Source organism: Kribbella sp. NPDC049227 (genome assembly GCF_043197265.1).
Lineage (GTDB): Bacteria > Actinomycetota > Actinomycetes > Propionibacteriales > Kribbellaceae > Kribbella.
Map to the genome: position 1 here is coordinate 1 of NZ_JBICST010000012.1, position 20980 is coordinate 20980.

Annotated in this window: 18 protein-coding genes; 7 read left to right on the forward strand and 11 right to left on the reverse strand. The window is 68.4% G+C overall.

Translation table 11 applies throughout. The annotated features are described in order from the left end of the window. Positions 1 to 493: 493 nt before the first annotated feature. Positions 494 to 1654, reverse strand: a complete 1161-nt coding sequence (locus ACGFH6_RS42540; protein ID WP_393396650.1) for a citrate/2-methylcitrate synthase — start codon at positions 1652 to 1654, stop codon at positions 494 to 496. Between the two features lie 95 nt (positions 1655 to 1749). On the opposite strand from ACGFH6_RS42540, the gene ACGFH6_RS42545 reads away from it, so the two are divergent. Next, positions 1750 to 2889: a citrate/2-methylcitrate synthase gene (locus ACGFH6_RS42545; RefSeq protein ID WP_393396652.1), complete on the forward strand. Its 1140-nt coding sequence runs from the start codon at positions 1750 to 1752 to the stop codon at positions 2887 to 2889. On the opposite strand, the gene ACGFH6_RS42550 is transcribed toward ACGFH6_RS42545, so the two are convergent. Further along, positions 2834 to 4327: a flavin-containing monooxygenase gene (locus tag ACGFH6_RS42550; protein WP_393396654.1), complete on the reverse strand. Its 1494-nt coding sequence runs from the start codon at positions 4325 to 4327 to the stop codon at positions 2834 to 2836. The two genes, ACGFH6_RS42545 and ACGFH6_RS42550, sit on opposite strands and share 56 nt — an antisense overlap. Positions 4328 to 4546: 219 nt before the next feature. Between ACGFH6_RS42550 and ACGFH6_RS42555 the strand changes: the two genes are divergently transcribed. After that, complete coding sequence (locus ACGFH6_RS42555) at positions 4547 to 4915, forward strand: YciI family protein (RefSeq protein WP_393396656.1); 369 nt, start codon at positions 4547 to 4549, stop codon at positions 4913 to 4915. A 154-nt stretch (positions 4916 to 5069) separates the two neighbouring features. Next, positions 5070 to 6302, forward strand: a complete 1233-nt coding sequence (locus ACGFH6_RS42560; RefSeq protein WP_393396658.1) for an RNA polymerase sigma factor — start codon at positions 5070 to 5072, stop codon at positions 6300 to 6302. A 248-nt stretch (positions 6303 to 6550) separates the two neighbouring features. Here the strand turns inward: ACGFH6_RS42560 and ACGFH6_RS42565 are convergent, their stop codons facing one another. Beyond that, on the reverse strand, positions 6551 to 7174 hold the full coding sequence (locus tag ACGFH6_RS42565) for a MerR family transcriptional regulator (RefSeq protein ID WP_393396660.1): 624 nt from the start codon (positions 7172 to 7174) through the stop codon (positions 6551 to 6553). A 24-nt stretch (positions 7175 to 7198) separates the two neighbouring features. Here ACGFH6_RS42565 and ACGFH6_RS42570 point away from each other — a divergent pair, with 24 nt between their 5' ends. Beyond that, complete coding sequence (locus ACGFH6_RS42570) at positions 7199 to 8632, forward strand: MFS transporter (protein WP_393396662.1); 1434 nt, start codon at positions 7199 to 7201, stop codon at positions 8630 to 8632. Here the strand turns inward: ACGFH6_RS42570 and ACGFH6_RS42575 are convergent. Then, positions 8613 to 9581, reverse strand: a complete 969-nt coding sequence (locus ACGFH6_RS42575) for a sigma-70 family RNA polymerase sigma factor (RefSeq protein ID WP_393396664.1) — start codon at positions 9579 to 9581, stop codon at positions 8613 to 8615. The genes ACGFH6_RS42570 and ACGFH6_RS42575 overlap by 20 nt on opposite strands. Positions 9582 to 9610: 29 nt before the next feature. Further along, complete coding sequence (locus ACGFH6_RS42580) at positions 9611 to 10504, reverse strand: alpha/beta hydrolase (protein WP_393396666.1); 894 nt, start codon at positions 10502 to 10504, stop codon at positions 9611 to 9613. Between the two features lie 83 nt (positions 10505 to 10587). Here ACGFH6_RS42580 and ACGFH6_RS42585 point away from each other — a divergent pair, with 83 nt between their 5' ends. Continuing rightward, positions 10588 to 10986, forward strand: coding sequence for a DUF4870 domain-containing protein (locus tag ACGFH6_RS42585; protein WP_131355613.1), 399 nt, complete (start codon positions 10588 to 10590; stop codon positions 10984 to 10986). Between the two features lie 41 nt (positions 10987 to 11027). Continuing rightward, positions 11028 to 11858 (forward strand): phosphotransferase family protein, encoded by an 831-nt coding sequence (locus ACGFH6_RS42590; protein WP_393396669.1) that lies wholly within the window; start codon positions 11028 to 11030, stop codon positions 11856 to 11858. Here ACGFH6_RS42590 and ACGFH6_RS42595 read toward each other — a convergent pair. The 6 genes from ACGFH6_RS42595 to ACGFH6_RS42620 all read right to left on the reverse strand — a co-directional run bounded on the left by ACGFH6_RS42595 (position 11839) and on the right by ACGFH6_RS42620 (position 20102). After that, positions 11839 to 12726, reverse strand: a complete 888-nt coding sequence (locus ACGFH6_RS42595; RefSeq protein ID WP_393396671.1) for a GNAT family N-acetyltransferase — start codon at positions 12724 to 12726, stop codon at positions 11839 to 11841. The genes ACGFH6_RS42590 and ACGFH6_RS42595 overlap by 20 nt on opposite strands. Before the next feature lie 10 nt (positions 12727 to 12736). Next, positions 12737 to 14974 carry a 1,4-alpha-glucan branching protein GlgB gene (gene glgB / locus ACGFH6_RS42600; RefSeq protein ID WP_393396673.1) on the reverse strand — a complete coding sequence of 746 codons (2238 nt, stop codon included), beginning with the start codon at positions 14972 to 14974 and terminating at the stop codon, positions 12737 to 12739. A gap of 61 nt (positions 14975 to 15035) precedes the next feature. Further along, a complete protein-coding gene (locus ACGFH6_RS42605) occupies positions 15036 to 16448 on the reverse strand; it encodes an aminoglycoside phosphotransferase (RefSeq protein ID WP_393396676.1) in 1413 nt (470 codons plus the stop codon). Further along, positions 16445 to 18169, reverse strand: a complete 1725-nt coding sequence (treS, locus tag ACGFH6_RS42610) for a maltose alpha-D-glucosyltransferase (protein WP_393396678.1) — start codon at positions 18167 to 18169, stop codon at positions 16445 to 16447. Before treS ends, ACGFH6_RS42605 begins: the two co-directional genes overlap by 4 nt. Positions 18170 to 18438: 269 nt before the next feature. Beyond that, positions 18439 to 18981: a hypothetical protein gene (locus tag ACGFH6_RS42615; RefSeq protein WP_393396680.1), complete on the reverse strand. Its 543-nt coding sequence runs from the start codon at positions 18979 to 18981 to the stop codon at positions 18439 to 18441. Positions 18982 to 19178: 197 nt separating this feature from the next. Then, positions 19179 to 20102, reverse strand: coding sequence for an OmpA family protein (locus ACGFH6_RS42620; RefSeq protein WP_393396682.1), 924 nt, complete (start codon positions 20100 to 20102; stop codon positions 19179 to 19181). 316 nt (positions 20103 to 20418) lie between these two features. Between ACGFH6_RS42620 and ACGFH6_RS42625 the strand changes: the two genes are divergently transcribed. Further along, positions 20419 to 20967 (forward strand): winged helix-turn-helix domain-containing protein, encoded by a 549-nt coding sequence (locus tag ACGFH6_RS42625; RefSeq protein WP_393396684.1) that lies wholly within the window; start codon positions 20419 to 20421, stop codon positions 20965 to 20967. The last annotated feature ends 13 nt before the right edge of the window (positions 20968 to 20980 follow it).

The following is a 20980-nucleotide window of genomic DNA, read 5'->3' on the forward strand; positions in this document are numbered from 1 at the left end:
CCCGACCTCGCCGAGCAAGCCGCGCGATCTGCGCCGGGTAAGCCCCCCGACCTCGCCGAGCAAGCCGCACGATCTGCGCCGGGTAAGCCCCCCCGACCTCGCCGAGCAAGCCGCGCGATCTGCGCCGGGTAAGCCCCCCGACCTCGCCGAGCAAGCCGCACGATCTGCGCCGGGTAAGCCCCCCCCCGACCTCGCCGAGCAAGCCGCGCGATCTGCGCCGGGTAAGCCCCCCGACCTCGCCGAGCAAGCCGCACGATCTGCGCCGGGTAAGCCCCCCCCGACCTCGCCGAGCAAGCCGCACGATCTGCGGGCCGGGTAAGCCGCGCGATTGCCGCCGGCGAGCCCTCCCGATTCCGGCCGGGCGGGCCCTCCCGATCCCGCAGGGGCCAGCCTCGCGATCCCCGCAGCCTCGTGATCTCCGCAGACCTCGTGATCTCCGCCGGGCAGGCCTCGCGGTCTCCGCCGGGCAGGCCTCGGTGGCGTGTGTTGCGGGTTAGGTCGGGAGGCCGGTGTAGATGCCTTGGGCTCGGTAGCGCAGGGGTGGGGCGGCGTACTCCTCCAGGGCGTGGGCGGTCCAGCCGATGATGCGGGAGAGGGCGAAGAGGGCGTCGCCGGCGTCGGGGTGGAAGTCGAAGGCGTGCATCATCGCCGCCACGGCGAGATCGCTGTTCGGGAACGACGGTAGACGTGCCGCGAGCACGCTCACCGTCTCCGTGATCGGGTGGTCGCCGAGCAGTTCGCCCAGTACCTCGGCGCGCGGATCGCGTTCCTGGTAGATCCGGTGCCCGAAGCCCGGCACCGGTTCACCGGATCGCAGCCTGTCCGAGAGAGCCGCGAGCGGATCCTGCTGAGCCCGCGCCAAGAACTCGTACGCCAGCGTTGGCGCAGCGCCGTGATACTGCCCGTCCAGCGCCCCGAGCCCCGCAGACACCACGGCGTACAGATTCGCCCGGGCGCTGGCCGCCACTCGCGCCGCGACCGTCGACACAGCCAGGCCGTGATCCGCCATCAGGATCATCGCGGCCTCCAGCACCTCGGGGCGCGGCGGGTGCGGCGACAGCTTCGGCCAGAGCCGCGCGCCCAGCGTCGCTCGCGCCGTCACGGACGGACCAGGCAGGGCGGCGATCAGCGTGCCGATCAGCTTCTCGGCCACGCTGGTCACCGACCGCGGCGCCAGATCGAATCGCAACGGGTCCGCAGCACCCAATGCAGCGACGGCGACGCGCAGCTTGTCCGTCAAGCGTGCCGAACCCGGCAGCACGTTCATCGCAGCGCGCGCGAGCTGCACGGAGTCGCGCGGCGCAGGGAAGGGCTGCTGTGCGCCCAACTCGCCGGTCCACAGCAGATGCGCGACCGACTCGACCGACGAGTTGATCGCGAGGTCGCGCACGGAATGACCGCGGTAGTAGAGCTCGTCGTCCTCCAGCAGCGTCAACGCGGACTCGATCTGCTCGACCACCCCCGAGTGCTCGACCGACCGACTGGCCAAGCGCTCGACATCGGCGATCGCGAACAAGCTCCCGCGGCGGCCCCGCGCCCGGACGCTGGTCAGCAGACCACGGCTCACGTAGGCGTAGATCGTCTCCGGCTTCACCTTCAGCCGGCGCGCGACCTCGGCCGTGGTCAGGTAATTCTCGTCACTCTGCTGGGTCATTCCCCGCTCCTCCGAGCGTCGATCCCGCTCCCGTGGGCGGTTACATTGACTGGATCAATATTGACAATCATTGATCGCCTGTCAACTCTGAAGGTATGTCAACAACGATCAATGTTCCGCCGGGCCTTCGCAATGTCGTGGTCACCGAGACGACCCTCGGCGACGTCCGCGGTGAGGAAGGTTTCTACCACTATCGGCAGTACTCGGCGATCGATCTCGCCAAGTCGAAGACGCTCGAAGACGTCTGGTTCCTGATGTTCGAGGGGCATCTCCCGACCACCGACGAACGGGAGCGCTTCATCGCCGAAGTGGCGCCGCTGCGCGTGCTCCCCGACGAGGTTCGCGCCGTGCTGCCCGCGATCGCGACCGCGGGTCCGGTGTTCAACCCGCTGGCAGGGCTGCGCACGGCCTTGTCACTCCTGGCCGCCGTACGCCGTCTTCCGCCGTTGTGGGACGCGGATCCGGTGCGACAGAAGGCGGACGCGATGCTGGTGTGCGCGGTGACGCCGACAATCCTGGCGGCGCTGTACCGGCTGCGCGAGGGACTCGAGCCATTGGAGCCACGCGCCGATCTCACCGCTGCGGCCAACTGGCTGTACCTCGTGACCGGCAACGAGCCCAGCGCGGTCGATGCAACGGCGATCGAGCACTACCTGGTGTCCACTCTGGATCACGGGTTCAACGCCTCGACATTCACCGCGCGGGTGATCGCGTCGACGGGTGCGGACGTGGTCTCCGCCATCGCTGGAGCGATCGGGGCCTTCTCCGGGCCGCTGCACGGTGGTGCACCGGACCGGGCACTGGCCAGTCTCGACGAGATCGGTACGCCGGACCGCATCGACTCGTGGGTGCGGGAGAAGGTGTCGGCCGGCGACCGCATCATGGGCTTCGGCCACGCGGTCTACCGGACCGAGGACCCGCGTTCGCTGATGCTGCGTGACATCGCGCGGGGGATCGGGGGAGACCTGGTGGACTTCGCGACCACGGTGGAGCAGCGCATCGTCGACGTACTGGCCGAGCTCAAGCCGGGTCGCAACCTGTACGCCAACGTGGAGTTCTACGCCGGTGTGGTGATGGAGCTCTGCGGCATCCCGCGTGCCATGTTCACGCCCACCTTCGCGGTGAGTCGCGTGATCGGCTGGTCCGCCAACATCCTCGAGCAGGCCACCGATCCGAAGATCATCCGCCCGATCGCGACGTACGTCGGTCCTCAGCCGCCCGCACCGATCCCGTAGCCCGGCCCTTGAACCGCATGGTGCCGTCCTCCACCGGCTTGAAGCGGAGGGCCAGGAGGTCGCGCGGGTAGTTCTGCCGGAGGCGCCATGGGCCGTTCGAGCCCTGGCGCGGCAGGATCGCCGCGGCTCGCCTGATATACCCGGAGGACAGATCGACCACGGGACGCGGTGGAGCGTCGTACTCTGCCGGGTCGATCTCGGGGACGCAGATGCTGGTGCCGGTCTCGGTGAGGTGGTTGAGCAGCCGGCACACGTACTGCGACGTCAGGTCTGAGCGCAGCGTCCATGAGTTGTTCGTGTAGCCGATGCACCAGGCCAGGTTCGGTACGCCGCTCAGCATCATGCCCTTGTAGACAAAAGTGTCGTGCGGCGCCACCGACCGTCCGTCCACCGTGAGCTCGATCTTGCCGAGGACAACCATCCGGAGGCCGGTTGCGGCGATCACCAGGTCGGCCTGCAGTTCCCGTCCGGACTGCAGGCGCAGACCGGTCGGTGTGAAGGTCTCGATCTCGTCAGTCACCACCGAGGCCGAACCATTGCGCAGAGCCTTGAACAGGTCCGCGTCCGGCACCAGACACAGCCGCTGGTCCCAGGGCTTGTAGCGGGGCGTGAAGTGCGGGTCCGCTGGGATGGACTCCGGCAGTTGCTTGGCAGCTGCGCTGTTCAGGAGCCAGGTGGCATGCGCCGGCCACTTCCGGAACGCGCTGTAGAGCGCTGTGCTCAGGGCAACGTTCTTACCCCGGATCAACCGGTGTGCGAGCTTCTCGGGCAGTACGGCGCGTAGACGGTCGGAGAACGCGTCGTGGGCCGGTCGGGACGCGACATAGCTCGGAGACCGCTGCAGCATCGTCACGTGTTCCGCCGTACCCGCCATGGCCGGCACCAGTGTCACCGCGGTCGCGCCACTGCCGATGACCACCACTCGCTGACCGCTGTAGTCCAGGTCGTCCGGCCACTGCTGCGGATGCACGATTCGCCCCTGGAACTCGCTCTGCCCCGGGAAGTCGACCACATAGCCCGAGTCGTAGTCGTAGTAACCGCTGCACACATACAGGAACGAGCAGGTGTACGTCGCTTTGGTCGTCTCCACGGTCCACTGCGCGTCCTCGGACGACCAGGACGCCTTGAGGACCCGCTGCCCGTAGCGGATCCGGCGGTCGATGCCATAGGTGCTCGCGGTCTCGCGGAGGTACTCCATGATCGCCGGGCCGTCCGCGATCGCCTTCGCCGCCTTCCACGGGTGGAACGGGAACCCGAGCGTGAACATGTCGGAGTCGGAGCGGATCCCCGGGTAGCGGAACAGATCCCAGGTGCCGCCCATGCTGTCGCGCGCCTCGAGGACGGCGTACGAGCGGTCCGGGCTCTGTGTCTGGAGACGATAGGCCGCACCGATGCCGGACAGTCCCGCGCCGACGATCAGGACGTCGAGGTGCTCCATCAAGTTCCTCCAGAATGCCGGGTCAGTTCCTACTGAGTGCATGTTCGGTGCATGGTCAACGGTAGGCGAGGTCGCCAGGATGGTGCTGTCCGTATCCGGCACGTCACAGTGAGGTGAGTCGAATCATGACCGAGGAATTCGTGATCGGCGCTGTCGATTCCGCCCGGGGCCGTTCGTCAGCAAGATGTCCAGTACAAGCCCGAGACAAGGGAGCCGGAGATGGCGCAGTACATGTTCCTGCTGTTCGACAGCGAAGAGTGGTACGACAACGTCACCGCGGAGGATTGGCAGCAGGCGATGAAGCTGCACGGCGCGTTCGCCGAGGCGGTCGAGAAGGCCGGCGCCCGGATTCTCGGTGGCGAGGCGCTCGAGCGCTCCAGCACCGCGAGCACGGTCAAGAACCGCGAGGGTGCCGAGCCGTTGGTCACCGACGGCCCGTTCATCGAGACCAAGGAGGGCCTGGGGGGCTTCTACGTGATCGAGGCACGCGACCTCGACCAGGCGCTCGAGTTGGCCAAGCTCTGTCCGTCGGGCAACGTCGAGGTCCGCCCGGTCATGGACACCTCGGCAGGCTCAGGCCCGGCCTGAGACATGGCCTGAGACCGGGGCTGAGACATGGCATGCAGTCGGGTACGCGGACTCCTCCACCCGCCGTACCCGCCTGCCCGCCGTGTCTGCGCGCTCGGGGTGGTCGCCCGCCCGCAGGACTGTCTGCTCGCGTGCGTGGCGGGAGTGAGATGGGGTGAGTGAGGTCGTGGCGGTGGAGGTCGCTCGGGTCGTGGACCGGGTGCACCGGGAGAGTTGGTCCACGGTGCTGGCTTCGGTCGTGCGGCTGACGCGGGATCTGGATCTGGCCGAGGACTGCACGCAGGATGCGTTCGTGCAGGCGCTGCGCACGTGGCCGGACGGCATCCCGTCGAACCCGGGTGGCTGGCTGACCACGGTCGCTCGGCGGCTCGCGCTCGACCGGCTGCGGCGGGAGACCACGCTGCGGCGGAAGCTCCCGCTGCTCGTGGAGGACCCGGTCGCTCCGGGGGATGCCGAGCATCCGACGGATCCGCTGCGGCTGGTGTTCACCTGCTGCCACCCGGCCTTGGCGCGGGACTCGCAGGTGGCACTGACGTTGCGGCTGATCTGCGGACTGACGACGCGGGAGGTGGCGGCGGGTCTGCTGATCAGCGAGGCGACGGCGGCCGCGCGGATCACCCGGGCGAAGAAGAAGATCGCGGCGGCCGGGATCCCGTACCGAATCCCGGCGGACCACGAACTGTCCAGGCGTCTGGATGCGGTGCTGACGGTGGTGCACCTCGTCTATACGGCCGGGCATGTGGCCGCTGGGCCTGACCTGACGCGTGCGGATCTCACCGGGCGGGCGGTGGAGCTGGCGCGACTGCTCGTGCGGTTGATGCCGACGGAGACGGAGCCGCAGGCGTTGCTCGGTCTCCTGCTGATGACCGAGGCGCGGGGCGATGCGCGGTTGAGCGAGGACGGGGAGTTGGTACTGCTGGCCGACCAGGACCGGTCGCGGTGGGATGTGCGGATGTTGGCGGAGGGAGTGTCGCGGGCGACGGCTGCGCTGGATCGTGGTCAGGGACGGTTCGTGTTGCAGGCGGCGGTTGCAGGGCTGCATGTGACCGCGCCGTCGTGGGAGAAGACGAACTGGACTCAGGTGGTCCGGATGTACGACGCGATGATGGTCAGCTGGCCGACTCCGATCGTGGCGCTCAACCGGGCTGCCGCGCACAGCCTGGTGCCTGGGGCGGATCTTGAAGCAGTCCTCGCCGAAATGGACGCCTTGAGCAACGAACCGGCCCTGAAGGCGTACGCCTACCTGCCGGCCGCTCGAGCTGATGTGCTCGCGCGCCTGGGTCGAGTCGACGAGGCGGCCGACGCCTACGACTCAGCCATCACCCTCACCGCCAACGAGACCGAACGCCGCTTCCTCGCACACCGCCGCGCCGCCCTATGCGCCTGAGCCCGATCGCCTGTGCCACGAAGTCCGGTCAGCTGTGCGGCTGAGCTTGGTCGCCTGCGCAACTGAGTCCGGTCAGCGCTGTGCTGCTGGGTTCGGTGCGCTGGGCGGTTGTTGCGGTCAGTTGTGCGGCTGGGCCTGGTCGCATGTGCGACTCAGCCCGGTCAGCTGTGCGGCTGATTCCGGTGGCCTGTGCGGGTGAGTCCGGCTAGCTGTGTTGCTGGGTTCGGTGAGATGGGCGGCTGTTGGGGTCAGTTGTTGGGCTTGGGGGCCCAGAGGTGGTCGGCGGTGCCGGCTTCGAGGCGGCCGCGGTAGACGTCGATCTTGTGGTCGATGAGTTCCAGGTTGTCCTGGAGGTCGGCCAGTTTGGCGAGGACCTCGGCGCGGTGGGACTCCAGGAGGGCCAGGCGTTCCTTCTCGTTGCCGCGGCCGGCGGTGACCAGTTCGGCGTACTGGCGGATGGTTCGGATCGGCATGCCGGTGGCGCGGAGGCGGGTGCAGATCTTGATCCAGTCCAGGTCCAGCTGGTGGTAGCGGCGGCGGCCGCCGGCAGTGCGGTCGACGGTGGTGACGACCAGGCCGGCGCGTTCGTAGTAGCGCAGGGTGTGGACGCTCACGCCGGTACGACGGGCAGCCTCAGCAATGCTGATGCCCGCCTCAGCAGTCGGCCGGCCCGCGTCAGTAGTCGGCCCGCCCGCCTCGGCAGTCGGCCGGCCCGCGTCAGTAGTCGCCTTGTCCGCGTCAGTAGTCGGCTTGCTCGCGTCGGCAGTCGGTTTGCCCGCGTCAGGAGTCGGTTCGCCCGCCTCAGCGGTTGGCTCGTCTGCCTTGGTCGGGCGGGTTTTCGGTTCGGGTGATTGGTTGTTGACTTCGAGCACGCTCTAAATCCTAGCGTCGTCGGTATGAGTGTCTCAACGGTTGCGAACGACGTCTCGACCGAGCTGAGCCGCGGGCGGCGGCTGGCGGTGCTGGCGGTGTGTTGCGCGAGCATCATCGTCGTGGTGATGGACATTTCCATCGTCAACGTCGCCCTGCCGTCGATCCGGACCGACCTCGGCGCCTCGGTGGCGGACCTGCAGTGGACGGTCGACGCGTACACGCTGGTGCTGGCGAGCTTCCTGTTGCTGGCCGGTTCGACGGCTGATCGGGTCGGGCGTAAGCGCGTGTTCCAGCTCGGGCTGGTGGTGTTCGGGATCGGTTCGCTGCTGTGCAGCCTGGCGCCGAGCGTCGGTTGGTTAATTGGTGCCCGGGCGGTGCAGGCTGTCGGTGGGACGATGCTCAACCCGGTGGCGATGGCGATCGTCGCGACCACGTTCCCGGACCGGGCCGAGCGGGCCAGGGCGATCGGCGTGTTCGGTTCGATGTCCGGTCTGTCGTTGGCCCTGGGCCCGATCCTGGGCGGAGTACTGGTCGACGGTCTCGGCTGGCAGTCGATCTTCTGGGTGAATGTGCCGATCGTGGTTGCCGCGGTGATCTGCACCGGTCTGTTCGTTCCGGAGTCTCGCGCGGCGAGGGTACGGCGCTTCGACCCGATCGGACAGGTGCTGGTGGTCCTGATGCTCGGCGGACTCGTGTACGCGATCATCGAGTCGGAGAAGGTCGGCTGGACGTCGCCGCTGATCCTCGGACTGCTCGTGATGGCGGTACTGGCGGCGATCGGGCTCCTGACCTACGAGCGCCGCAGGCAGCAGCCGCTGCTGGAGCTGAGGCTGTTCCGGAGCGTGCCGTTCAGTTCGGCGATCCTGATGGCCTTGTTCGCGCTCTGCGGATTCGGCGCCTTCCTGTTCGTCACAACCCTGTACCTGCAGAACATCCGCGGATTCTCGGCCGTCACCGCAGGCCTGTCCCTGCTGCCCGTCGGCGGATTGATCCTGGTGCTCTCGCCGTACACGGGCCGGATCGTCGGGACCCGGGGACCGCGCCTGCCGTTGGTGATCGCCGGCAGTGCGCTGGCCCTGGGAGCGGCGGCGTCGCAGGCGATCGGTGTGGACACGCCGCTGCCCGTCGTACTCGCGATCTACTTGTTGTTCGGCCTCTTCCTCGGCATGGTCAACCCGCCGATCACGAACACGGCTGTCTCCGGCATGCCCACCTCGATGGCCGGCCTGGCAGCCTCCGTGGCCTCGGCGGCCCGCCAGACCGGCACCACGCTGGGGGTGGCCATCGCCGGCACGATCGTCGGATCGACGACTGCCCCCGACCCCGAAGCGTTCACGCGCGCCGAACACATCCTGTGGTGGCCGGTCCTCGGGCTGGGTGTCGGCATTCTGGCCCTCGCGCTGATCAGCACCAGCCGCTGGGCCGAGTCCACGCTGATCAACTCTCCGGATACGTGAGCGGGAAGCCGAACCGGCGTGCGAGCTCAGGGTCGCTGAAGACGTGGATGTGGGTCAGCCCGGAGGCAGTCGGGGTCAGCAGAGCGACACCGAGGGCCTCGTGTGGGCCGCCGTCGGCCGAGCGGAGATAGGCGACGGCGGCCGGCTGGCCGTTGGCCAGCGTGGGCAGCATGTGCCAGTCGCCTGCCTTGCCGACCGACGCGGCGAGGACGCGCAGGCACATGACCCGGCCGTTGAACCAGGCCGGGCTCCCGACCATTTCGATCGCGGCGTCGGTGCGCAGGGCGCGTTCGAGGGCGGCCGTGTCGGCGTTCTCGAAGCCGGCGATGTACTCGGCGAGCAGCGCCTGTGCCTGCGGATCGCTCGGTTCGATCACCTCGCCACGCGCTGGTGCGGTCTCGTCCAGGCGGGCGCGCGCCCGTTGCAAGGTGCTCTTGACCGCGGCCACTGAGGTGTCGAGCATCGTCGCCACCTCGGCAGCCGGGAACCCGAGCACTTCGCGGAGGATCAGTACGGCGCGCTGCTTCGGCGGAAGGTGTTGCAGCGCGGCGATCAGCGCCAACCGCAGGCTTTCGCGGGTCGTGACGATCGTGGCCGGATCGGAGGAGATCACCAACGCGTCCGGGATCGGCTCCACCCAGGTGACCCCGTCGGGCAGCGAAGGCGCAGTACCGGACAGGTCCTGACTGGGAGCGACCAGACCGGAGGGCAGCGCGCGCCGGCCACGCTGCTCGAGCGCGGTCAGACACGCGTTGGTGGCGATCCGATACAGCCACACCCGCAGAGACGAGCGGCCCTCGAACGTCGAGAAGGATCGCCACGCGCGCAGGTAGGTCTCCTGAACGAGATCCTCGGCCTCGTCCACCGACGCCATCAGGCGGTAGCAGTGCGCCAGCAGTTCCTTCCGAAACGGTTCGGTACGACGAGCAAATTCGGACTCGCCCGTCATCGCGGCTCCTTGGACGTCGACATCGTGCATCAGTCTGTCAGCCCCAGGTGCGGGCGGACCCAGGCCGCCATGCGCTCGATCGCGTCGTCCGCCTCGGGTGCGCGGCCGGCGGCCATCTGGAAGGTGTGCTGCATGTCCGGGAAGACGTCGAGCCGCACCTCGACCCCGGCCTTCTCGGCTGCCGCGGCGAGCATGTGCGCGTCGTCCAGCAGTACTTCGTCCCCGCCGACCTGGATGTAGATCGGCCCGAGTCCGGTCAGGTCGCCGTACAGCGGGTTCACCAGCGGGTCTCGCGGATCACCGTCCGGCCCGAGGAACATCCCGGCGAGCCCGCGCACGAGGTCCCGATGGAAGAAGGCGTCCCGGTCCCGATTGGTGTCGTACGACGTCCCGGTCGCCTCCAGGTCGACCGCCGGTGAGAACGGCATGGCCGCGGCAGGCAGTGGCAGGCCGCGCTCCCGGGCGCGCAACTGCGTCGTGATCGCGAGCCCGCCGCCGACCGAGTCCCCGGTGATCGCGATCCGCTGAGCAGCGAATCCCTGATCGAGCAGCCACTGGTACGCCGCCGTCGTGTCGTCGACCGGTGCCGGATGCGTGTGCGCCGGCGCCAAGCGGTAGTCCACGACCAGCGCCCGCACACCGGCCGCCTTCGCGAGGTGACCGAACATCTTCCGGTGCGAGTACATCGACCCGCCGATGTACCCACCACCGTGCAGACACAACAACACCCGATCCGGTGCGGCGCCATGAGGCACGATCCACACCGCGGGAAGCTCCTCGACCGACAGGTAGTCGACTCCGCGCGGCTCGGTGGTCAGCACGGCCCACCCGTGGTCAGCGGCCTCCTGGTCGACCGGCTCCGGACTCCCGGCCCGGGCCGCCACCCAGTGCGCCTTGACCGCTTCCGACTGCTTGCTCGCCATAACTGGTGTCCTCTCTCGACTGTCGCTGCACAGATACAGACCAGAGCGGCGCGAAAAGGAATCGGTGACGGAGCGTGCCGGGCGTGCTTGACTGGAGTATGAGTGCGCCGAACGTCGGGCCGCCGTTGTCGGCCTCGGAGGAGCGGACGTGGGCGATGGTGGCCCACATCGGGGTTCTGGTCGCGGCCTGGTTCGCGATGGGATTCCTGTGCCCGTTGGTGATCTGGCTGATCTACCGGTACCGGTCGGACTACGTCCGGCAGCACGCGCTGGAGTCGCTGAACTTCCAGCTCTCGCTGCTCATCTACACCGCCGTCGCGGTAATCCTGATCCTGATCACGTTCGGCCTCGGCGTACTGATCATCGTTCCGTTGATCCTGATCGGCGCAGTGGCGGCGCTGATCGTGATCATCCTCGCGACCGTCGCGGCCGCGGGCGGCAACGAGTACCGCTACCCACTGACCATCCGCTTCGTGAAGTAATCCCTTGGACCGGCCGCCCCGATCCAGGCAGACTTCCGCTGGTGGAGCTGATCGGTCAGGGCATGGAGGGCGCCGTCTACGACCTCGGTGACGGCCGGGTGCGCAAGATCTGGTTCGATCGGCGGCCGGACGACGTACGTCCGATGCAGGCGTTCCTGGACGAATTGCCAACACTCCCGTTCCGTACGCCGCGGATCCGCGAGATCCATGCGGACGGCAACGGGTTGGCCGTCACCGTCGAGGACAAGCTGACCGGTACGCCGATGCACGAGGCGAACCTCCCCGAGGACGACGCCCTCGATGCGTTCGTCGCCGTCGTCGAGGCGCTCGGCACGACGACGGCCGGTCCCGCGAGTCAGCAATTGCTGGTGCTCAACCAGCCGTTCTGGCGTGACGGACTGTCCTGGGGCGAGGCGCTCGCAGCCCTCGTACGACGCCGCGCCGCGGAGTCGGCGTATCACTTCGAACGCGACGTCGCCGACTTCACCAGTCTGCTGGCGAGACTCACCGCAGCGCTCGAGCAGATCGAGTTGGACAACCTGAGTGTGGTCCACGGCGACATCTGCCCGCCCAACCTGCTGATGGACGGCTCAAGGACCGCGGCAGTACTGGACTGGGGCTTCTACTCCACAGCCGGCGACAACACCTTCGACGCCGCGCTCGCAGCGGGGTTCTTCGACATGTACGGACCGGAGGCTCGACGCCTCGACACCCTGCTGCTCGATCGCTTCGAGAAGCTAGGCCACGACCGCGAGCGCATGCACCTGTACCGCGCGGCGTACGCGATCACCACGGCGACCATCTACGACGCGAACGCGCAGGACGGCCACTACGACTGGTGTGTGGCCGACCTCAATCGCCTGCCGGTCTGATCGGCGCACCGTCGCGCAGGTGGTGCAGCATGGACGGTTCTTTCAGGACCTGCGGCAACCGGCGTGCGTTCAGCGGCGACACCAGGCCGTCCAGCGCGTCCGGGGCGTGCCAGGACAGGCCGAGGATCTCGAAGCCGTCCGGGCTCAGCGAGTCGAGCAGCGACGGGTCGTGGACGCCGCCGTCGTACAGGATCTCGATCGCGTCGCCCCAGCCCTCCCACCGCGGCAGCCAGTCGATCGCGAGTACGCCGAGCAGTGGCAGGGCGACCCCGAGTTCCTCTTCCATCTCACGGGACGCACCGGTCGCCGGGTCCTCGTCCGGCTCGACCACGCCACCCGGCAGCTCGAGATCCTTCTTGTAGCTGACCTGGCACAGCAGCACCCGGCCGGACGTATCCCGCACCACCACGTGCGCGATGACGCGCTTCTTCGGCAGCGTCGAGTCCATCAAGGAGGTCCAGCCGAGCAAGGTGTCCGGGCGCGGGTCGTCGCTGCGCATCCCGTACACGGCCACATCCCGGCGCTCACCGTCAACCAATGCGCCGCCACGCAGTACGCCCTCGCGCCGGTAACCGGACCGGATCGCCACCCGGGCAGACGCACGCAGCTCCGGGTCCACCTCGACCTGCAACCGCTCCAGGCCGAGCTCACCGAAGGCGTACTCGGTCACCAGCCGGACAGCACGCTGCGCGACCTCGGGTCCACCCTCCAGAGCCCACGAGACCAGACCCGCGCCGGGAGCAGTCCGCCGTACGTCGACAGTGCCCAGAGGGCCGGCCAGCGAGACGTCGAAGGTCACCACCTGGTCATCCTGCCGCGACAGTCGCAGCGTCAGCTCACCATCGGTCAGCGGAGGTTCGGCGGTCACCCCGTGAACGCTACCCGGTATACCGCAGGTACAGCGTCGCCAGGGGTGGGACGGAGAGCTCGGCGCTGGTCGACATCCCGTGCCATTCCGGTCCGTCAGCCTGGACCGAGCCGAAGTTGCCGACGCCCGAACCGCCGTACGTGTCGGCGTCGGTGTTGACCGCCTCCTCCCACTCGCCGCCGTACGGGAGGCCGAGCCGGTAACCGTGATGCGGTACGGCGGAGAAGTTCGCCACGCAGGCGATCGTCGGTTCGCCGTCGTCGCCGTACCGGATGAAGGAGAAGATGTTGTTGCTCGCGTCGTTGGCGTCGATCCAGCTGAACTTCTCCGGCGCGTGGTCGGTCCGCCACAGGGCGGCGGTGTCGCGGTAGACGCCGTTCAGGTCGCGCACCAGCTGCTGCAGACCTCGGTGGTCCGAGTGGTCCAGCAGCCACCAGTCGAGCTCGCCCTTCTCGGACCACTCCGACTCCTGGCCGAACTCCGAGCCCATGAACAGCAGCTGCTTGCCCGGGTGCGCCCACATCATCGCCAGGTACGCGCGGAGTGTCGCCAGCTGCTGCCACCGGTCGCCCGGCATCTTGCGCAGCAGCGAACCCTTGCCGTGCACAACCTCGTCGTGGGACAGCGGCAGCACGAAGTTCTCCGAGTACGCGTACATCATCGAGAACGTCAGCTCGTGGTGGTGGTACTGCCGGTGGATCGGCTCGTGCTCCAGGTAGCGGAGCGAGTCGTTCATCCAGCCCATGTTCCACTTGAAGCCGAACCCGAGCCCGCCCAGATGCGTGGCCCGGGTGACGCCCGGCCACGAGGTCGACTCCTCGGCGACGGTGATGACGCCGGGGACCCGCTTGTAGAGGGTGGCGTTCATCTCCTGCAGGAACGAGACGGCCTCCAGGTTCTCCCGGCCGCCGTACTGGTTCGGCACCCACTGGCCCTCGGCGCGCGAGTAGTCCAGGTAGAGCATCGAGGCGACGGCATCCACCCGCAGCCCGTCGATGTGGTACTCCTCGGCCCAGTAGATCGCGTTCGCGACCAGGAAGTTGCGCACCTGCGGGCGGCCGAAGTCGAACACCAGCGTGCCCCAGTCCGGCTGCTCGCCGCGGCGCGGATCCGGGTGCTCGTACAGCGGCGTCCCGTCGAACCGGGCCAGCGCCCAGGCGTCCTTCGGGAAGTGTGCCGGCACCCAGTCGACGATCACGCCGATGCCGGCCTGGTGCAGCGCGTCGACGAGGTGCCGGAAGTCGTCCGGGTCACCGAAGCGCGAGGTCGGCGCGAAGTACGACGTCACCTGGTAGCCCCACGAGCCGCCGAACGGGTGCTCCATCACCGGCATCAACTCGACGTGGGTGAAGCCCATCTCGTTGACATAGGCAACAAGCTCGTCGGCCAGCTCGCGGTACGACTTCCCCTTCCGCCAGGAGCCGAGGTGCACCTCGTACACGCTCATCGGCTCGGCGTAGGGCTGCGCCGCCGCGCGCCGCTCCAGCCAGGCCGCGTCGTTCCACTCGTACGACGACTCGTGGACGACGGACGCGTTCGCCGGGGGAGTCTCGGCCAGGTTGGCCATCGGGTCGGCCTTCTGCCGCCAGACTCCGTCGCGGCCGCAGATGTCGAACTTGTACCGCGTGCCCGGGCCGACGCCGGGGACGAACAGCTCCCAGACGCCGGACGATCCCAGCGAGCGCAGCGGGTGCGCGCGGCCGTCCCAGAAGTTGAAGTCCGCGGTCAGCCGGATGCCCTGCGCGCCCGGGGCCCAGACCGCGAACGACGTCCCGGTGACCGCGCCGGTGGGGCCGTCGTACCGGCGCACGTGGGCGCCGAGGACAGTCCACAGCTGCTCGTGCCGGCCCTCGCCGATCAGGTGCAGGTCGACCTCACCGAGCGACGGGAGGTAGCGGTACGGGTCGTCCAGCTCGATCGCCGGACCGTCGGTGTAGGTGATCTCGAGGCGATAGTCGGGCACCTTGTCGATGTCCACCAGTACGCCGACCCAGACACCCTCGAACTCGTGCCGCAGGTCGAGCCGCTGGCCGTCGTACAGCACGGTCACCGTCTGGGCGAACGGGCGCAGCACGCGGACCGTGACACCGTGCTCGCCGAGATGCGGGCCGAGAACCTGATGCGGGTCGTGGTACGTCCCGCCGACCAGCCGCTCCAGCACCGTCCGGTCCACCGGAACCGCTGTCACCACAGGCTTCTCCGCCGGTACGTTCGGCACCTCCATGGCGTCGTGCTCGCTCGCTCCCATGAACCCCATCCTGCCCGATCGAGTCTGCATTCACCGCACCCAGGCGAAGCCTGTGTGGGTCTTACTTTTCGGCCAGGTGAGCCGCTGCGGAGAGCGGGATCTGCAGCCAGGTCGGCCGGTTCCGGGCCTCGTAGAGCACCTCGTAGATCACCTTGTCGGCCAGGAACGCGCTCAGCAACACGTCCTGCTCGCGCGGATCGGTGCCCGCGACCTCGGCGTATCCGTCGCAGAACGCCCGCTGGTTCCGGCTCGCCCACTCGGCCGCGCGGTAGGCGATCTGCTGGTCGCCCTCGTGGTCGGCCAGCAGCGACCGGGCCGCGTAGTCGAACGACCGCAGCATTCCGGCGATGTCCTTCACCGGAGTGTCCAGCGCCCGCCGCTCGATCAGCGACTTGGCCGGCTCACCCTCGAAGTCGATCAGCTTCCAGCCGTCGATGGTCCGCAGCACCTGACCGAGATGGAAGTCGCCATGGATCCGCTGCACCGTCACCGGCTGGTCGAGCGCCGCCAGCGCGTCGAACGCGCGGGCCAGGCCGTCGGCGTACGGCAGGAGTTCGGGGATGGCCGTGGCGGCCAGGTCGAGGCGGCGGCGCATCGCCGCGGAGTGCTCGACCAGCTTGGACGGCTCCCAGATGTCCGTGCCGAGTGCCTTGGCCAGCTCGGAGTGGACCTGCGCGGTGCTCGCGCCGAGTCGGTGCGACTCAGCCGCGAAGTCGCCGCCGACCTCCTCGGCGTGCAGGTCGGCCTCGGCGTACAGATCCCGCACCGAAGAGGTCGCGAACGACCAGCCGTCGGTGGCGTTCTTCTGGAACGCCGTCATCATCGCCAGTTCACCGCTGTCGGTGCCGCCGCCGGCCCGCGGCCACGAGCCGCGCGCCGATCCGAGCACCTCCGGAACCAGCTCGGACCCGGCCTCGGTGAGCGCCGACTCGATCTCGACGCCGGGGTTGCTCCCGGGCTCGAGCCGGCGGAACACCTTCAGCAGTGCCACGTCCGAGAACACCAGCGACGTGTTGCTCTGCTCCACCGTGAGCACCAGCGACTGCGCGCCCTCCGGTACGACGGTGCTCCGGTCGGGCGAGTGGACCGGGTGGAACTCCACCCCGTTCAGCTGGCGTCCGTGGGTCAGCCCCTCCAGCCAGTACGGCGTGGCTTCCTTGTCGTGCAACGCGTCGTACACCCAGACCCGGGCGCCGTCCAGGTCCGGCTCCTCCCACTCACCGACCAGGGCGTGGCCGAGGTTGTCGGCCGGTGCCCGGTGGTAGCTGAGCGGCAGCTGGTACACCCGGATCGGGGTTTCCGACCCGGGCGGACCGGCGCAGTAGACGAACCCGATCCGGACCGCGGGCCAGACGCCGTCCGCGGACAGCCACACCGAGGTGGCCATCGCGTCGACATGGACGTCGTGTCCCTTCTCACCGAACCACCTCTGGCTCGCGCAGAAGGACTGGACCTGGTCCAGATGGGAAGTCACGAATTGCTCTCCTCATGGTCAGCCGGCTTCGCGACCGGAAGCCGGAACCAGTAGAAACCGTGGGAGCCGAGCGTCAGGAGGTAAGGCAGCTCCCCGATGGTCGGGAAGTGCACTCCGCCGAGCAGTTCGATCGGCTCCACCCCTTGCCACTGCCGCAGGTCCAGCTCGATCGGCTGCGGGAAGCGCGACAGGTTGTTCACGCACAGCACCACGTCGTCACCGAACTGGCGCACGTACGACAGCACGCTCGGGTTCGAACCCCCCAGGTCGGTGAAGGTACCCATACCGAAACACGGGTGCTGCTTGCGGGTCTGGATCATCCGCCGGGTCCAGTGCAGCAGCGACGAGGCGTTCTCCATCTCGGCCTCGACGTTGACCGCCTGGAAGCCGTAGACCGGGTCCATGATCACCGGGAGGCTGAGCTTGCCCGGCGTGGCGGTGGAGAACGAGGCGTTGCGGTCCGGCGACCACTGCATCGGGGTCCGGACGCCGTCGCGGTCGCCCAGCCAGATGTTGTCGCCCATGCCGATCTCGTCGCCGTAGTACAGGATCGGGGAGCCGGGCAGGCTGAGCAGCAGCGCCGTGAACAACTCCATCTTGTTCACGTCGTTGTCCAGCAGCGGCGCCAGCCGGCGGCGGATGCCGATGTTGGCCTTCATCCGGGGGTCGTGGGCGTACTCGCCCCACATGTAGTCGCGGTCCTCGTCGCTGACCATCTCGAGCGTCAGCTCGTCGTGGTTGCGCAGGAAGATGCCCCACTGGCAGGTGTCCGGGATCTCCGGGGTCTGCGCGAGGATCTCCGAGATCGGGAACCGCGATTCGCGCCGTACGCTCATGAAGATGCGCGGCATCACCGGGAAGTGGAACGCCATCTGGCACTCGTCGCCGCCGGACTTGCGGTCGCCGAAGTACTCGACCACGTCAGCCGGCCACTGGTTCGCCTCGCAGAGCAGGACGCGGTCGGTGTAGTTCGCGTCCACCTCCTTGCGGACCCGCTTGAGGAACTCGTGGGTGCGCGGCAGGTTCTCGCAGTTGGTGCCCTCGGTCTCGAACAGGTACGGCACCGCGTCCAGCCGGAAACCGTCCACGCCGAGGTCGAGCCAGAACTTCAGCGCCTCGATCATCGCGTCGCCGACGGCCGGGTTCTCGAAGTTCAGGTCCGGCTGGTTGGAGTAGAACCGGTGCCAGAAGTACTGGCCGCGGACCGGGTCCCAGGTCCAGTTCGAGGTCTCGGTGTCGACGAAGATGATGCGCGCGTCGGCGTACTTGTCGTCGGTGTCGGACCAGACGTAGAAGTCGCCGTACGGTCCGTCCGGGTCCGATCGGGACGCCTGGAACCAGGGGTGCTGGTCGGAGGTGTGGTTCATCACGAAGTCGACGATGATCCGGATCCCGCGCGCGTGCGCGGCCTCCATGAACGCGGCGAAGTCGGCGATCGTGCCGACTTCCGGCATCACTCCGGTGTAGTCGGAGATGTCGTAGCCGCCGTCGCGCAGCGGCGACGGGTAGAACGGGGGTAACCAGAGGCAATCCACGCCGAGCCACTCGAGGTAGTCGAGTTTCTCGGTCAGGCCTTGCAGATCGCCGATGCCGTCGGCGTTCGAGTCCTTGAACGACCGCACGAGGACCTCGTAGAAGACGGCCCGCTTGAACCACAGCGGGTCACTCTTCGTCAGTCCGTGGTGCTGCTCCGGCAGCATGTCGGTCACGCTCACCTCCATCGGGTGTCTCCAAACCTAGCGGTACAGCGGCCTGCCGCCACGGCAGGTGGCGGTGTATGGGTGGGCTCGCCCGGACATGCACTGTTTCCCGTACCCCCGTTGCGGGGTTCGTACTCCGGCGGACGGACCGGACAGGGGCAGCGCGATGGATCCGGAGGAGACCGGTGGTGTGGTGACGCCGTCGGATGGACGGTTCCGGCCAGGCGTTGCAGGTCAGTCTGACGGTCCTTTGCCAGTACAAGCAAATAGGGGCCTCGACGCCCTATCCGTCAGTGTTCCCCCGGGTTCGCCGACTTGCGCGGGCGGCGGGCGTACTTGGTGAAACCGGCGCGTTCGGCGTCGGCCTCGCTGCGGAACCAGACCTCGGGTTTGGTCCGGCCGTAGTACGGCGAGTCAGGGGTGTGGAACAGCATCGACTGGGCGTTGCCCTTGATGGTGAACCCGTCCGGCGGACCCTGGTGCGGTACCGCATCGGCCGAGCCCACACCGTACCGTCCCGGCGGTACGTCGTCGTGCACCTGCGGCTCGGTCGCGTTGGTGTCGGGCTCTGTGTCGAAGAGCGTCAGCTCTTCGGGCCGGCCTGGTGCCATCAGCCGGGAGAACACCGGCTCGGGCGCGGTCGGCTGCTCGGCCTCGGCGACACCGGCCCCGACCAGGACCGCTTCCTTCTCCTCGACCGGTTCTTCCTCGACGGGCGCCGGCTCAGGGAGACCGGCGGGTACGCGCCGGTCGAGCAGGACCCAGGTGATCGCCGCGCCGAGTACGAACGCCAGCAGTGACCACAGCCAGTTGTTCCGCAGCAGCGAGCTCATCACTGCGCGCCTTTCGACGGTCGGAGGTGGTACACCAGCCAGGCCGCCGCGCTGCCGAGCACGAACGAGACCAGCAGCAAGATCCAGACCTGTGCGATCAGCCAACTCATGGAGTCCCCTAGAGAATCTACGGACCACGGATCCCGACGACGGTAGCGGATACAGCGCGCGTAGAGCACCAGCGGCTGGGCTGGTCGCTAGAGCACGCGGATCTCTACGCGGCGGTTCGCGATCCGGCCGGCGGCGGTGCCGTTGCTGGCGACCGGGAAGGATTCGCCGTAGCCGTTGGCGAGCATCCGGTCGGCGGCGACGCCCAGCCGGACGAGTTCGCGCTTCACGGCGGCGGCCCGCTGTTCGGACAGCGGCAGGCTGGACGCGGCGGAGCCGAGGTTGTCGGTGTGACCGGCCAGCTCGACGCGCACCGTCGGACACGACTTCAGCAGCGTCGCGGCCCGGACGACCGAGGGCTTCGAGGCGTTGTTCACGATCGACGTCCCGGACAGGAAGATGATCGTGTGCTGCCGGGTGAACTCCGACAGCCGGCTCTGGAAGGTCCGGCACGGCTCACTGACTTCCGGCTTCTGCGCCGGGACCTGCATCTGGTCCGCGATCACCGCGCCCGGGACCGCCTTCGCCGCGGCGCGGGCCACGGTGGCCTTGGTCGCCTGCTCCGGCACCTCGCCCGTCAGCGTCACCGTGGTCCCGTCGTACCGGACCGAGGCGTCGCCGGTCCCGATCGCGAGTGCGTGCAGGAGCGAGGAGAGTACGGCGGCGTCAGCCAGGCCGGTCGCGGCGTCGATCGTGATCCGGTTGTCGAACTCGCGGTCCGGGCCGAGCACCTGGTCGACGTCGGTGGCGATCGCGTCCTTGACCGCCTGGTCCTTGACCACGGTGCGGACCCGGATCGAGTTGTTCGTCCGGCCCACCTCGAACGGCGGCATCGCCGACTCGGTGCGTGCCTCGGTGGGGGACGGCGTACTGCTGGAGGCCTCTGCCGCCGGTGCGGACTGGTCGTCCTCGGTGTCCGCGATCGACGGAATGAGCACAGCGGTCAGCAGCACGGGTACGGCGAGCGCTGCCAGCAGCCAGACGACGACCGGCCGCCGAACGAATCCGGGCACTGTTCCTCCGTCAGGTGCGGTCAAGAGTGACCGTGCGCGTGGACATTACTCCGCTTGGCGCCCCGACTGCACAGCAGCGACGGGAGCGTCGCGATGATCACGGGCTCATTTTTATTCGAATGTCTTCTTTTCTTAACCTGGAGTGCTCGGTAGGGTGCGGACAGTTCCCTCCGGCCGGCGGTTGTTCGGGGCAGTGGTCTTGTCCTGTCTTGGACAATTCGCATTTGTGCCAGGCCCGCGCGCAGGGAATCCCTTGACTTACTTCCCGCCGTAAACCGTACTTAGGGCGGGCCGGCGTTGAAGGGGAGGGGCGCGCATGGAGAGGCCGTCGGATTCTTCGTTGATCATCGGGGTGGCCACGTCCACGGCCGAGCGGGTGCAGCTCGCACGGTTGCTGGGTGGGGCGGACGCGTTGTTGCTGGTATCCAGTGCCGAGCAGGCCCGTACGTTCCTCGCGCTGACCGGGGTGACGTCGTCGGCCGGACCGGTCGTACTGACCCCGACCGTGCTGCCCACGGGGGAGCAGCCTGCCCAGATCACGGCAGTGCCGACCGCTGAACCCGAGCCGGTGCTGGAGGAGGAGCTGTACCTGGACGTCGACCGGCGGGTGGCGCGCTGGAAGGACCGCGAGGTTCCGCTGACCCGGCTCGAGCACGACTTCCTGCACTGCCTGGTAGAGGAGCCCGGCCGGGTCTGGACGTACCAGCGCCTGCACCACGCCGTCTGGGGCAACGAGCACCTCGGCCACGGCTCACACATCCACTCCGTGGTGAAGCGGCTCCGCCAGAAGCTCGCCAACCTCGGCGCCACCGTCACCATCCACGCGGTCCGCGGCGTCGGCTTCCACCTGCTCCCCACGAGCTGACCTGAGGTAGCGT